This is a genomic window from Actinacidiphila yeochonensis CN732 (genome assembly GCF_000745345.1).
In the GTDB taxonomy this organism is placed as follows: Bacteria; Actinomycetota; Actinomycetes; order Streptomycetales; family Streptomycetaceae; genus Actinacidiphila; species Actinacidiphila yeochonensis.
Genome location: NZ_JQNR01000005.1, coordinates 3,550,541 through 3,563,539, shown reverse-complemented (window position 1 = coordinate 3,563,539; position 12,999 = coordinate 3,550,541). Strand labels below are relative to the sequence as shown.

Sequence of the window (12,999 nt, the reverse complement as noted above, 5' to 3'; positions counted from 1 at the left end):
GTACGGGGCGGTGGGGCGGCCCGACGGGCACGGGCGGTCCGGACGCCCCGGGCCGCCCGCATGCCTCCCCTGCGCGCCGGTCACCACTTCGGCCGGTCAGACCTGTCCGGCACACCGGCAGCGCGCGGACTAGTGCCGCGAGCGGCACGGTTCGCCCGGTGGCGAGGTGTCCTGGTGCGGTCGGCCGCAAGGCGCCGAACCGGCCTCGTAGTGGGCCTGCTCGGCCGGTACGGCAACGCGGCGGACGGCCGTGCCAGGGCGGCGAGCGGGGCACACCCTGCCAGTCACGGCACTAGGGTGCCGGAAGCCCGGACAGCGGTCGAGGTTCGGGCGCTGTGCGAGGTACTGGCGCTGCCCCCGACCGGAGGAGGAGCTGTCCCATGCAGATCACGGCGGCGACGCAGGCCGACGCGGAGGAGATCTCCGTGATCCTCGGGGAGATCGAGCACTACTACGGAGGCAGCCCCGAACCGGCCGACCTGGAACAGGTACGGAGGCTGCTCGGCTCGAACCGCCCGGCCGCCGACGTCCTCCTCGCGCGGGACGGGGACAGGGTGCTCGGACTCGCCTCGTACTCCCTGCTCTGGCCGGCGGCCGGCGCCGACACGTCGCTGTACCTCAAGGAACTGTTCGTACGCGAGGACGCCCGTCGCCGAGGCGTCGCCGGCGCGCTCATGGCCGAGTTGCGTGCCGTGGCCACCGGGCTGGGCTACTCCCGCGTCGAATGGACCGCGGACAGGGACAACCCGGCCGCCCTCGCGTTCTACGCGGCACTGGGCACCGAGCCGCACACCGGGAAGGTGTTCTACCGCTCCACCCTCTAAGGCGTCGGCGCTCCGTACGGTCGGCCCCGGTCGCGGTGCTTCGTCCAGACCGACCGGCGTCCCGGCCCACGCGCAGCGCCTCTCCTCCCGGGCCGCCGGGGGCGGTCCTCGGCGGCGGGTGCGAGGATGCGGCCATGCGCCGACTCCTGCCGCCCGTTCCCGAACCCGCCGCCTCGCACGCCGGAGCCGCGTCGCAGGTGGGAGCCGTTCCGGTGGAGGGGGAGGAGGGGCCGGGGGCGCTTGGGGCGCTCGCGGCGGCGTATCCGTACCCGCCGCGGGAGGCGGGGTCGTACCTGCGGGCGAACATGGTCGGCTCACTGGACGGGGCCGCCCACTACGAGGGCCGTTCCGCCCCGCTGTCCTCCCCCGCCGACATGCGGGTCTTCGGCGTGCTGCGGGCGCTGGCGGACGTCGTGGTGGTGGGCGCCGAGACCGCCCGCCAGGAGGGGTACCGTCCCGCGAAGGCGCGCGCCGCGTTCGCGGCGCGGCGGGCCGCCGACGGGCAGGCCCCGGCCCCGGCCATCGCCGTGGTGAGCCGCAGCCTGGACCTCGACCTGGCCTCGCCGCTGTTCACCGGACCCGTGGTGCCCACCCTGGTGCTGACCGGCGCCGGCGCGCCGGCCGAGCGCCGCGCGGCGGCCGAGCGGGCGGGGCGCGGGTGGTGGTCGCGGGCGAGGGCGAGGGGGTCGACCCGGTCCGGGTGGTGCGGGAGCTGGCCGCGCTCGGCCATCTGAGGCTGCTGCACGAGGGCGGCCCGCGGCTGCTCGCCCAGTTCGCGGCGGCCGGAGTGGTCGACGAGCTGTGCCTGACCCTCGCGCCGTTCGCCGCCGGAGGCGACGCCTCCAGGATCATGCGCGGGGAGCCGGTCCCCGGTCCGGCCCGCTTCCGCCCGGTGTCGGTGCTGGAGGAGGACGGCTTCCTGTTCACCCGCTACGTGCGGGAGCCCGGCGCGGACGCGGACGGCTGAGCCCGGCGCGGACCGCCGGGCCGGGACCCGTGGGGAGCCGCCGGGGCGGTACGGGCGTGTCCCGGACGGCGCGGGGCACTCTCCCGGGGGGACACACCGCCGCAAAAACGCGGATCGTACCGTTCCGCTTCGCTCCGCGCGGGAACACTAGGGGCGGCGCCCCGTGAAGACCGGGGCCTGGTCCACGACAGAGAGGGACGCGTTTCGTGTTCACGACCGTACTCATGATCGAGAAGCCGCTCGCCTCGGCGGACGTGGAACTCGTCACCACCCTCCACGGCGAGGAGCACGTCTCCTTCGTCGTCCTCATGCAGCCGCGCGGCGACCAGGACCGCCTGCTGCGGGCCGTGGACGACGTGGCCCTCGGCTACATCGAGGACGCCACCCGCGAGCACGAGGTCCCCGAGGGCAAGGACGCGGAGGACTCCGCGGAGCGCTCCCTCGTCCACTCGCTGGCGGCCCTGAAGGCCAACGGCGCGGACGCCGTCGGCGAGGTGGTGGAGCACAACCCGCTGGACCGGTTGACGGAGGTGGTGGCGGAGCACAAGGCCGACGAGGTGGTCGTGCTCACCGCCCCGCACTTCGTCGAGGAGTTCTTCCACCGCGACTGGACCTCCCGCGCCCGGCACAAGGTCGGCGTGCCCGTGCTGAAGCTCTTCGCGCAGCACGAGTCCGAGTCGTCCTGACCGCCCGGCCCACACCCGGCTCCACGGCCCGGCCCACTCCCCCGTCTCCACCCCTTCGCCGCCTCGCCGCCTTCCCGCCGGGCGCGCCCGGGGGCCACCCTCGGGCACCGGCCGTACCGGCGCCCTCGGCGGCTCCCGGGCACGTTCGGGCCGCTCCCGGCGGGGTGGGAGAATCCTGGTGCGAGGACGGGGCGGGAGAATCCGGGATGCGAGAATCGGTGCCCGGCCGCAGTGACCGCCCCCCTGGACCCCTGGAGACCCGCGCATGAGCACGACCGCCCCCTCCTCCGGCCCGGCCGCCGCCTCCGGCGGCCCGACCGGCCCGTCCGTGCCGGCCGGCCTGGACCGGCCGCACTTCATCGGCATCGGCGGCGCCGGCATGTCCGGGATCGCCAAGATCCTCGCCCAGCGCGGCGCCGCCGTGGCCGGCAGCGACTCCCGGGACTCCGAGACCGCGCGGGCGCTGCGGGCACTCGGCGCGACGGTGCACATCGGGCACGCCGCCGGCCACCTGGCCCCGGACGCCACCGCCGTGGTGGTCTCCAGCGCCATCCGGGAGGAGAACCCGGAACTGGCCGCCGCCCGTGAGCGCGGCCTGCCGGTGGTGCACCGCAGTGACGCGCTGGCCTCGCTGATGGACGGCACCCGGGCCATCGCGGTGGCCGGTACCCATGGCAAGACCACCACGACGTCGATGCTGGCGGTCGCGCTGACCGGCCTCGGCCTCGGGCCCTCGTACGCGATCGGCGGCGACCTCGACGCGCCCGGCTCCAACGCCCACCACGGCACCGGGGAGCTCTTCGTCGCCGAGGCGGACGAGAGCGACCGCAGCTTCCTCGCCTACTCCCCCGAGGTGGCGATCGTCCTCAACGTCGAGCTGGACCACCACGCCAACTACGCCTCGCTGGAGGAGGTCCACGAGTCCTTCACGGCGTTCGCGGACCGGGTGCGGCCCGGCGGCACCCTCGTGGTCTCGGCGGACCAGTCCGGCGCTGTGGAGCTGACCTCGCGGGTGCGGGGCATGGACGGCCTGACGGTCACCACCTTCGGCGAGGCCGAGGACGCCGACGTGCGGATCACCCGGATCACCCCGCGCGGCCTGACCAGCGAGGTCGAGGTGGTGCTGGACGGCCGCGCGCTGGCCTTCACCGTGTCGGTGCCCGGCCGGCACTACGCCTACAACGCCGTGGCCGCGCTGGCCGCCGGCGCCGCCGCGGGGGTGCCGGCCGAGGACCTGGCGAAGGCGCTGGGCGGCTACACCGGGGTGCGGCGGCGGCTGCAGACCAAGGGCGAGGCCGCGGGGGTGCGGGTGATCGACTCCTACGCGCACCACCCGACGGAGATGGCCGCCGACCTGGAGGCCATCCGGGACGCGGCCGGCGACGGGCGGGTGCTGGTGGTCTTCCAGCCGCACCTGTTCAGCCGCACACGGGAGCTGGGCGCCGAGATGGGCGCGGCGCTGGCGCTGGCCGACGCCTCGCTGGTGCTGGACATCTACCCGGCCCGCGAGGACCCCGAGCCGGGGATCACCAGCGCCATCGTCGTGGACGCGGCGCGGACCGCGGGCGCGGACACCGCCGCCGAGCACGACGCCTCGGCCGTTCCGGGGCTGCTGGCAGGAATGGCGAAGCCGGGTGATCTCGTTCTCACTATGGGCGCCGGTGACGTGACCGACCTCGGTCCGCTGATCCTCGCCCGGCTGGGCGAGTGACCACACCGATGACGGTCTGGCGGCCCCAGGCGTCACGAGGAGGCAGGTATGTCGCAGGACGTGAGGAAGTACCCGGTCGACAGGACCGAGGAGGAGTGGCGCGCCGCGCTGTCCCCGCAGGAGTACGCCGTCCTGCGGGAGGCCGGCACCGAGCGCCCGTACACCGGTGAGTACACCGACACCAAGCAGGAGGGCGTCTACTCGTGCCGCGCGTGCGGCGCCGAGCTCTTCCGCTCCGGTACGAAGTTCGAGTCGCACTGCGGCTGGCCGTCCTTCTACGACCCGTCCGACTCGGACGCGGTCGAGCTGATCGAGGACCGGTCGATGGGCATGGTGCGGACCGAGGTGCGCTGCGCGAACTGCGGCTCCCACCTGGGCCACGTCTTCGCCGGCGAGGGCTACCCGACCCCCACCGACCAGCGGTACTGCATCAACTCGATCTCCCTGCGGCTCACCCCGACGGAGGGCTGAGCCGCCGCGGGGCCGCGGTCCGGCCGGGCTGTCCCGGGCCGCCTCGGGACAGCCCGCGGGCTGTCCCGGGGCTGCCGGGCCGGAGCCGCCCCGGACCGGTGGTCGGAGCTGTCCGGGGGCGGTGGCACACTGATCGGATGACCAGCCCGTTCCAGCACGAGCCCGCCGACCGAGACGCCGCACCGCAGTTCGTCCTGCCGCTCGTCGTCCGGATCGAGCGGGCCGACCCGCCGCAGCGCACCGACGCCCTGGAGACCGCTGCCCGCGCCGTGCTCACCCTGCTCACCGACGAGCGGTCCACCGCGGAGGACGGCGCGTGGGCCCAGGCGGTCCGGGACTGGCAGGACGCCCGCATCCGCAAGGTCGTACGGCGGGCCCGGGGCGCGGAGTGGCGCCGGACCGAGACGCTGCCGGGGATCACCGTCGCCGGCGAGGCGGCGGAGGTGCGCGTCTTCCCGCCGGTGCCGCTGGACGGCTGGCCCAAGGACCTGGCCAAGCTCCAGGTCTCCGGCACCGAGCTGGACGACCCGGAGCCGCCCGCCCCGGCCGGTCCGGGCGTGCCCGTGCTGTGGATGAGCCCCGAGGTGGCGATGTCGGCGGGCAAGGCGATGGCGCAGGCCGGGCACGGCGCCCAGCTCGCGTGGTGGGAGCTGGACGCCGAGGAGCGCGCGTCCTGGCAGGAGGCGGGTTTCCCGCTGGCCGTACGCACCGCCGCCCGCGCCGACTGGCCGGCGCTCACCGCCTCGGGCCTGCCGGTGGTGCGCGACGCGGGCTTCACCGAGATCGCGCCCGGCTCCTGCACGGTGGTCGCCGACCACCCGGCGCTGCGCCGCACGGTCGGCTGAGCCCGGCGGTGCGCGGCGCCCGCCCCGTGGCGGGCCCGGAGCGGTGCGGCCGCGATCCCGGAGCCGTGCTGCGGGAGCCGGGCGGGGCTCGGAGGGCGCACCCGGAGAGCGCTACTCTCTAGAAGTAAGCAGGCACCCGCACAGTGCGTCCGCCACCCGCAGGAGAGCGCATGCCCACCCGTACCGCCGCCCAGCGCCGCGCCGAGGCACGGGTCGCCTACGACGCCTTCATGGCGGCCTGCCCGTCCCGCCACCTGCTGGAGCGGCTCGGCGACAAGTGGGCGACGCTCCTCGTCGTCGCGCTCGCCGACGGCCCGATGCGCTACGGGGAGCTGGCCCGGACCGTCGCGGGCATCAGCCAGAAGATGCTCACCCAGACCCTGCGCTCGCTGGAGCGGGACGGCCTGGTGACCCGGACGGTCATCGCCGAGGTGCCGGTCCGGGTGGACTACGAGCTGACCGCGATCGGACGGGATCTGCTGGTGGTCCTCGCGGCGGTGAAGGAGTGGTCCGAGCGCCACATCGAGCAGGTCCTCGACGCCCGCGCCGCCTACGACGAGCAAGCCGCCGCCGGCTGACCAACCGGCGGACCGCCCCCTGACCGCCCGCCTCGTCCACGCCGGCCCCGCGCCGCCGTGCAAACGGCGCGGGGGCCGGCGTACGCGTACGCCGGCCCCCGGGGGACCGTTCCGGCCCGGCTCGGCGGCGCGGGCCGGGGGACGCCGCCTCAGGCCAGGCCGGCGACCAGCTCGGCGACCGGGCGGCGGCGCCCGGTGTAGAAGGGCACCTCCTCGCGGACGTGTCGGCGCGCCTCGGAGGCCCGCAGGTGCCGCATCAGGTCCACGATCCGGTACAGCTCGTCCGCCTCGAAGGCCAGAATCCACTCGTAGTCGCCCAGCGAGAAGGACGCCACGGTGTTGGCCCGCACGTCCGGGAAGCCGCGGGCCATCTTCCCGTGGTCGGCGAGCATCCGGCGGCGGTCCTCGTCCGGCAGCAGGTACCAGTCGTACGAGCGGACGAACGGGTAGACGCTGACGTACGCGCGCGCCTCCTCGTCGGCCAGGAACGCCGGGATGTGCGACTTGTTGAACTCCGCGGGCCGGTGCAGCGCCATGTTCGACCACACGGGGGCCAGGGCGCGGCCCAGCCGGGTGCGGCGGAAGAGGTTGTAGGCGTCCTGGAGGGCGTCGGAGGTCTCCGCGTGCCACCAGATCATCAGATCGGCGTCGGCGCGCAGCCCGGACACGTCGTAGGTGCCGCGGACGGTGACGTCCTTCGCGGCGAGCTGCGCGAAGAGCTCCTCCACCTCCTCGGCGTACCCGGTGCGGTCGGCCGGCAGCACGTCCTTGAGCCGGAAGACCGACCAGAGCGTGTAGCGGATGACGTCGTTGAGGTCCTTGGCCTTCTTGCCGGCGTTGGGGGCCTTGGCGTGCGCCGCGGCCGCCTCCGCGGCGGCGGCGTCGAGGGCGCGTTCGGCGTTCGGGTCGTTCGAGTCGGTCATGCGGCTATTCTCCCGTGTCCACTCCGGCGGCCGGTACCGGGGCCGGTGTCGATGTCGGTGTCCTGGGTGCGGTCCGGGGTCAGGTGTCCCGGGGTCACGTGTCCGGTGTGCGGTCCGGTGTGAGGGCGGCCAGTACGTCGCGGGCGGCCTGCCGGCCGCCGCCGATACAGGCCGGCACCCCGACCCCGTCGTAGAGGGCGCCGCACAGCGCGAGGCCGGGCAGCTTCGCGGCGGCCTCCCGGACCCGCCGCACCCGGTCCAGGTGGCCGACGGCATACTGCGGCAGCCCGCCCTGCCAGCGCGTCACCCGGGAGTCGACCGGCACCGCGCGCAGCCCCACCGCGTCGGCCAGGTCCGCCCGGGAGAGCCGCACCAGGTCGGCGTCGTCCCGTTCCAGGTCGGCGGTGTCGCCGTGCCGGCCGACGGAGGTGCGCAGCACGAAGGTGTCCTGCCCGGCGCGCTCCTGCCAGCCCCACTTGTGGCTGGAGAAGGTCGACGCCTTGATGGTGCGGCCGTCCACCGGCGGCACCAGGAAGCCGCTGCTGTGCGGCAGGCCGGCCAGGTCGGCGCGGCGGAACGCCATGGTGACCAGTGCCATGCCGGCGTACTCGACGGCGCCGAGCTCGGCCGCCGCGGCCGGTGACTCGTCGGCCAGCAGGCGGGCGGCGGCGGGCGCCGGGGCGGCCAGTACGACGGCGTCGGCGGCCAGTTCGCGGCCGTCCAGGAGCACCGTCCAGCCGGTCCGGCCGGTCCGGCGCAGGCCGCGGACGGGCGTGCCGGTCTCGATGACCGCGCCGGCGGCCCGGCAGGCGTCGGCGACGGCCTGCGGGAGCCGTCCGACGCCGCCGCGCACACCGTTGAAGACCGGCCCGGTGGCACCGCGGGCCGCGGCCGCGGCCTGGATCGCGCGGGCCGCCTCGATCAGCGAGCGGCCCTCCCGGGCGGCGGAGTACAGCTGCGGGACGGCCGCGCGCAGCGACAGCTTGTAGGCGTCTCCGGCGTACACCCCGCCGAGCAGCGGCTCCACCAGCCGGTCGACCACCTCGTTGCCGAGCCGGGCGGCGACGAACCCGCCCACCGCGGTGTCCTCGCCGACCTCGGTGCGGGGCAGTTCGAGGTCCAGCGGCAGCCGGGCCAGGCCGGCCGCCGAGAGCACCTCGGAGGCCGCCACCGACTCCAGGTCGCCGGGCACGCCCATGACGTGGCCCTTGGGCATCGGCCGCAGCCGGCCGCGGGTCCACAGGGTGGCGCCGAGCACGGCCGGCGGTTCCAGGTCGTCGCCGAGGCCGACCTCGCGGGCCAGCCCGACCGCCTCCGGGCGGCGGGCGAGCAGCGACTCGGCGCCCAGGTCGACGGGGACGCCGCCGACCTCGCCGGTGCGCAGCTTGCCGCCGACCCGCGTCGACGCTTCGAGGAGCGTCACCCCCACCCCGGCCCGGGCGAGGTCGTAGGCGGCGCTGAGTCCCGCGATGCCGCCGCCGACCACCACCACGTGCCCGGCGGCGGCCGTGCCGCCCTCGTCCCGGCTGTCCCGCGTCGTGCTCATGGGCCCACTGTCGCAGACCGCCCGGCCGGGCCCCGAGGAGGGGCGGCGGCCCCGGCGGCGGGCATCAGCGCTCCGACTCCCGGTGGACGAAGTCCACCAGCCGGGTCAGCGCGTCCGGGTCGGTGTTGGGCGGCACACCGTGGCCGAGGTTGAACACGTGCCCGCGGCCGGCGGTCCGCGCCGTGTCGAGCACCTGCCGCGCCTTGTCCTCGACGGCGCTGGTGGGCGCGAAGAGCACGGCCGGGTCCAGGTTGCCCTGGAGCGCCTTACCGGGGCCGACCCGCCGCGCCGCCTCGTCCAGCGGCACCCGCCAGTCCACGCCGACGACGTCCGCGCCGGCCTCGCCCATCAGGCCGAGCAGCTCGCCGGTGCCGACGCCGAAGTGGATGCGCGGCACCCCGTAGGAGGCGACCTCGTCGAACACCTTGGCCGAGGCGGGCAGCACGTGCCGCCGGTAGTCGGCCGGCGCGAGGGCGCCCGCCCAGGAGTCGAAGAGCTGCACCGCGCTCGCGCCGGCCTCGATCTGCACCTTCAGGAACGCCGAGGAGATGTCGGCCAGCCGGTCCATCAGGTCCCGCCACAGCTCGGGGTCGCCGTACATCATGGCCTTGGTGTGCTCGTGGTTGCGCGACGGGCCGCCCTCGACCAGGTAGCTGGCCAGTGTGAACGGCGCCCCGGCGAAGCCGATCAGCGGAACCGCTCCCAGCTGCCCGACCAGCAGCCCGACCGCCTCGGTGATGTAGCGGACGTCCTCGGGCTCCAGGTCCCGCAGCCGCGCCAGGTCCGCCCGGGTCCGGATCGGGTCGGCGACCACCGGGCCGACGCCCGGCTTGATGTCCAGGTCCAGCCCGATGGCCTTCAACGGCACGACGATGTCGCTGAAGAAGATCGCGGCGTCCACGCCGTGCCGCCGCACCGGCTGCATCGTGATCTCCGCGACCAGCTCCGGCCGCGTGCACGACTCCAGCATCGGGATGCCCTCACGCACCTTCAGGTACTCGGGCAGCGACCGCCCGGCCTGACGCATGAACCACACGGGCGTGTAGGGCACGGCCTCCCCTCGGCATGCCCGGAGGAAGGGGGAGTCCTGCACGAAAACTGCGTTCTGCGATTGCGCACTCACCTGCCCATCCTTTCACGCTCCGTTGCCCGCGCTTCGCCTCCGGCCCCCCGGGGGTTTCGCCCGGGAGCCGCCTGGGACCCGTCGCCAGCCAGTCCACCACGCCCGCCCGCCCGTTCCCACTCACCGCGTGCTCCCCCGGCGGTGGAGGCACGGCGTCAAGAAGCGGGTGTTGGTGCCGACGTTGGACACCCGGGCCGCCTACTCTTCCGGGCATGGCTGCGGTTCACGGGCACTCGGCGGACGAGGCCCCCTTCTCCTTCCGGCGGGCGGTGGACGGCCTGCGGGCCGCGCGCGTACGCGCCGAGGTGCGGATCGAGGAGGTCACGGCGCCGCGGCGGCTGGCGGCGTACGCGTACGCGGTGGAGGCCACCGTGCTGTCGGGCGGCGAGGAGCTCGCCGACGGGCGGCTGGTGCTGCTGCACGAGCCGGACGGACAGGAGGCGTGGCAGGGCGAGTTCCGGGTGGTGACCCTGACGCGTGCGGAGCTGGAGCCGGAGATGGCGGCCGACCCGCTGCTGCCCGAGGTCAGCTGGTCGTGGCTGACCGGAGCGCTGGCCTCCTGGGGCGCGGCGTACCACGCGGCCGGCGGGACGGTCTCGCGGGCGTCCTCGCACTACTTCGGGGGGCTCGCCGACCGCCGCGACGACACGCAGATCGAGATCCGCGCCTCGTGGACGCCGCAGGAGCTGCCCGGCGGCGCCGGGCCGGACGCCGCCGCCCACCTGGCGGCGTTCTGCGACCTGTTGTGCGCGTGCGCCGGCCTGCCGCCGGTGGAGGGCGCCGACGGGCCGGTGCGCGCGGCCGGCGGCGTGGTGCCGCTGCCGAAGCGCCACACCTGAGGCGGCGCGGGCCGTCGGACCGCGCCGGGGCCTCAGCGGCCCTGGCCGCCCCGCGAGCACGCGAGCATGTGAGGCGCGAGGACGCGGGGACGCGAGCAGGCCGCGCACGAACGCACCGGAGCCGCCCTACCGTCGCAAGTGTGCGGCAGCGTACCGCCGTGAGGGTGATCCCGAACGTTCGAGTGTGAGCGAATTCGGGGTCTTGTGCGGGGTTTCGACCGCTTGCGTTCGATCGGCCGTCCGATTCGCCGGGAATGACCTGAAATTACCTCACAACAAATCGTGATCTTCCGCTAAAGCCGGACCGGGATGCTGCCGAAAAGGACTGTGACCGTTTCAGTCCCCTTTGCCACAGGAGGCCCGGTGTCCGTCCTTCTCGAGCAGCCCACGAGTCTGGTCGCCTACCGACCGAACAAGCCGACGGCCATGGTCGTCGTCGCCGACCCGCGGGTCCGCTCCACAGTCACGCGGCATCTGTGGGCGCTCGGAGTCCGGGACGTGATCGAGGCTTCCTCCATCGCCGAGGCCCGCCCGCGTGTCGGCAACCCCCGCGACATCTGCGTCGCCGACGTCCACCTGCCCGACGGTTCCGGGCTGACCCTGCTCGCCGAGACCCGCGCGGCCGGCTGGCCCAACGGCCTGGCCCTGTCGGCCGCCGACGACATCGGCGCGGTGCGCAACGCGCTGGCCGGCGGCGTCAAGGGCTACGTCGTGACCGGGACCCGCAACACCGCCGGCGCGCTGGCCGGGCGCCCCGGGCTCGCCCCGCTCGGCGCCACCGCCGCCCGCCTCCAGCGCCGCCCGCCCGGCGTGCCCGGCCACAACGGCGGCTACCGGGAGCTGTCCGGGCGCGAGGTGGAGGTGCTGCGGCTGGTCGCGGAGGGCCAGTCGAACAAGGCGATCGGCGTGAGCATGGGCCTGTCCGCGCTCACCGTGAAGTCGCACCTGGCCCGGATCGCCCGCAAGCTGGGCACCGGGGACCGGGCCGGCATGGTGGCGGTGGCGCTGCGCACCGGGATCATCCACTGACCCGCTGACCGCACCGCGCCTCAAGGCCCGGCGGGGCCCGGCCTCCGTACGGCGCAGCGGCGCCGATCCACCGGATCGGCGCCGCACGGCTACCCTTGACAGGTGACCGACGCCAAAGAGACCGCAACCCCCGTACGCCCGGCGCCGGTCCCCCTGCTCGAACCACGCGAGGGCATCCCGCCGGTGACGGCGACGTCGAAGGCCCTCGCCGAGGTGGTGGACGCCTTCGCCTCCGGCACCGGCCCGGTCGCCGTGGACGCCGAGCGCGCCTCCGGCTACCGCTACGGGCAGCGCGCCTACCTGGTCCAGCTGCGCCGCGCCGGCGCCGGGACCGCCATGATCGACCCCGTCGGCTGCCCCGACCTCGCCGCGCTCGGCTCCGCGCTCTCCGGGACCGAATGGGTGCTGCACGCCGCCACGCAGGACCTGCCCTGCCTGCTCGAACTCGGCATGCGGCCGACCTCCCTCTTCGACACCGAGCTGGCCGGGCGGCTGGCCGGCTTCGCCCGGGTCGGCCTGGGCGCGATGGTGGAGAACGTGCTCGGCTACGTCCTGGAGAAGGGGCACTCGGCCGTCGACTGGTCCACCCGCCCGCTGCCCGAGCCGTGGCTGCGGTACGCCGCGCTCGACGTGGAGCTGCTGGTGGACCTGCGCGACGCGCTGGAGGAGGAGCTGCGCGGCCAGGGCAAGCTGGAGTGGGCGCTGGAGGAGTTCGCGGCCATCGCGGCCGCTCCCCCGGCGGCGCCGCGGGTGGACCCGTGGCGGCGGACGTCGGGGATGCACAAGGTGCGCCGGCGCCGGCAGATCGCCGTCGTCCGGGAGCTGTGGCAGACCCGGGACCAGGCCGCCCGGGAGCGGGACGTCTCGCCGGGGCGGGTGCTCACCGACGCGGCGATCGTGGCCGCGGCCCTGGAGCTGCCGTCGAACGCGCACGCGCTGGCCGCGCTGCCGGGGTTCGGCCATCGGATGGGCCGCCGGCAGCTGGAGGTGTGGCAGGCCGCCGTGGACCGGGCCCGCGCGCTGCCGGAGCGGGAGCTGCCGCAGCCGACCGGCCCGTTCACCGGTCCCCCGCCGCCGCGGGCCTGGGCGGAGAAGGACCCGCAGGCCGCGGCCCGGCTCAGCGCGGCCCGCGCCGCGGTGTCGGCGCTGGCCGAGGAGCTGAACCTGCCGCAGGAGAACCTGCTCTCCCCCGACACCGTGCGCCGGCTGTGCTGGGCTCCCCCGGCCGAGCCGTCGCCCGAGGCGGTGTCCGCCGAGCTGACCTGCCTGGGTGCCCGCCCCTGGCAGGTCAAGCTCACCACTCCCCTGCTCACCCGCGCCCTCCTCACCCAGCCGACCGAGGAGTAACCTCTGGTGACCCGAGCGAGTAACCTCGGGTAACACCCGGCCGGGCGATACCGCGCGGCCATCGGGGTGCGCCGCTCGACGCCCCCGAACGCGACGCGGAATGTGACGTG

At 75.5% G+C, this 12,999-nt stretch carries 12 protein-coding genes and 1 pseudogene; 10 read left to right on the top strand and 3 right to left on the bottom strand.

Annotated features, from left to right (window positions below):
- Nucleotides 1-380: 380 nt before the first annotated feature.
- From BS72_RS26510 to BS72_RS26480, 7 genes and pseudogenes are all read left to right on the top strand, one after another.
- The gene (locus tag BS72_RS26510) at nucleotides 381-824 is read left to right on the top strand and encodes a GNAT family N-acetyltransferase (RefSeq protein ID WP_051951734.1); all 444 of its coding nucleotides are present in this window, start codon (nucleotides 381-383) and stop codon (nucleotides 822-824) included.
- Between the two features lie 134 nt (nucleotides 825-958).
- Nucleotides 959-1,791, top strand: a pseudogene (locus BS72_RS26505) (pyrimidine reductase family protein).
- A gap of 206 nt (nucleotides 1,792-1,997) precedes the next feature.
- Entirely contained in the window at nucleotides 1,998-2,477 is a 480-nt protein-coding gene (locus BS72_RS26500) for an indole-3-glycerol-phosphate synthase (RefSeq protein WP_037914205.1), read from the top strand.
- Between the two features lie 265 nt (nucleotides 2,478-2,742).
- Entirely contained in the window at nucleotides 2,743-4,188 is a 1,446-nt protein-coding gene (gene murC / locus BS72_RS26495) for a UDP-N-acetylmuramate--L-alanine ligase (protein ID WP_051951733.1), read from the top strand.
- A 48-nt stretch (nucleotides 4,189-4,236) separates the two neighbouring features.
- Nucleotides 4,237-4,659, top strand: coding sequence for a peptide-methionine (R)-S-oxide reductase MsrB (msrB, locus tag BS72_RS26490; protein WP_037914201.1), 423 nt, complete (start codon nucleotides 4,237-4,239; stop codon nucleotides 4,657-4,659).
- Nucleotides 4,660-4,796: 137 nt separating this feature from the next.
- Nucleotides 4,797-5,504, top strand: a complete 708-nt coding sequence (locus BS72_RS26485; protein WP_037914199.1) for a peptidyl-tRNA hydrolase — start codon at nucleotides 4,797-4,799, stop codon at nucleotides 5,502-5,504.
- 170 nt (nucleotides 5,505-5,674) lie between these two features.
- Nucleotides 5,675-6,082, top strand: coding sequence for a winged helix-turn-helix transcriptional regulator (locus tag BS72_RS26480; RefSeq protein ID WP_037914196.1), 408 nt, complete (start codon nucleotides 5,675-5,677; stop codon nucleotides 6,080-6,082).
- A 149-nt stretch (nucleotides 6,083-6,231) separates the two neighbouring features.
- On the opposite strand, the gene hemQ is transcribed toward BS72_RS26480, so the two are convergent.
- From hemQ to hemE, 3 genes are all read right to left on the bottom strand, one after another.
- Nucleotides 6,232-7,005 (bottom strand): hydrogen peroxide-dependent heme synthase, encoded by a 774-nt coding sequence (hemQ, locus tag BS72_RS26475; protein ID WP_037914193.1) that lies wholly within the window; start codon nucleotides 7,003-7,005, stop codon nucleotides 6,232-6,234.
- 94 nt (nucleotides 7,006-7,099) lie between these two features.
- Nucleotides 7,100-8,551, bottom strand: a complete 1,452-nt coding sequence (gene hemG / locus BS72_RS26470; protein WP_037914191.1) for a protoporphyrinogen oxidase — start codon at nucleotides 8,549-8,551, stop codon at nucleotides 7,100-7,102.
- Between the two features lie 64 nt (nucleotides 8,552-8,615).
- Nucleotides 8,616-9,674 carry a uroporphyrinogen decarboxylase gene (hemE, locus tag BS72_RS26465; protein WP_078901653.1) on the bottom strand — a complete coding sequence of 353 codons (1,059 nt, stop codon included), beginning with the start codon at nucleotides 9,672-9,674 and terminating at the stop codon, nucleotides 8,616-8,618.
- A gap of 212 nt (nucleotides 9,675-9,886) precedes the next feature.
- On the opposite strand from hemE, the gene BS72_RS26460 reads away from it, so the two are divergent.
- From BS72_RS26460 to BS72_RS26450, 3 genes are all read left to right on the top strand, one after another.
- Nucleotides 9,887-10,513: a DUF3000 domain-containing protein gene (locus tag BS72_RS26460; protein ID WP_037914189.1), complete on the top strand. Its 627-nt coding sequence runs from the start codon at nucleotides 9,887-9,889 to the stop codon at nucleotides 10,511-10,513.
- Nucleotides 10,514-10,876: 363 nt separating this feature from the next.
- On the top strand, nucleotides 10,877-11,542 hold the full coding sequence (locus BS72_RS26455; RefSeq protein WP_037914188.1) for a response regulator transcription factor: 666 nt from the start codon (nucleotides 10,877-10,879) through the stop codon (nucleotides 11,540-11,542).
- Between the two features lie 102 nt (nucleotides 11,543-11,644).
- The gene (locus BS72_RS26450) at nucleotides 11,645-12,889 is read left to right on the top strand and encodes an HRDC domain-containing protein (protein WP_037914186.1); all 1,245 of its coding nucleotides are present in this window, start codon (nucleotides 11,645-11,647) and stop codon (nucleotides 12,887-12,889) included.
- The last annotated feature ends 110 nt before the right edge of the window (nucleotides 12,890-12,999 follow it).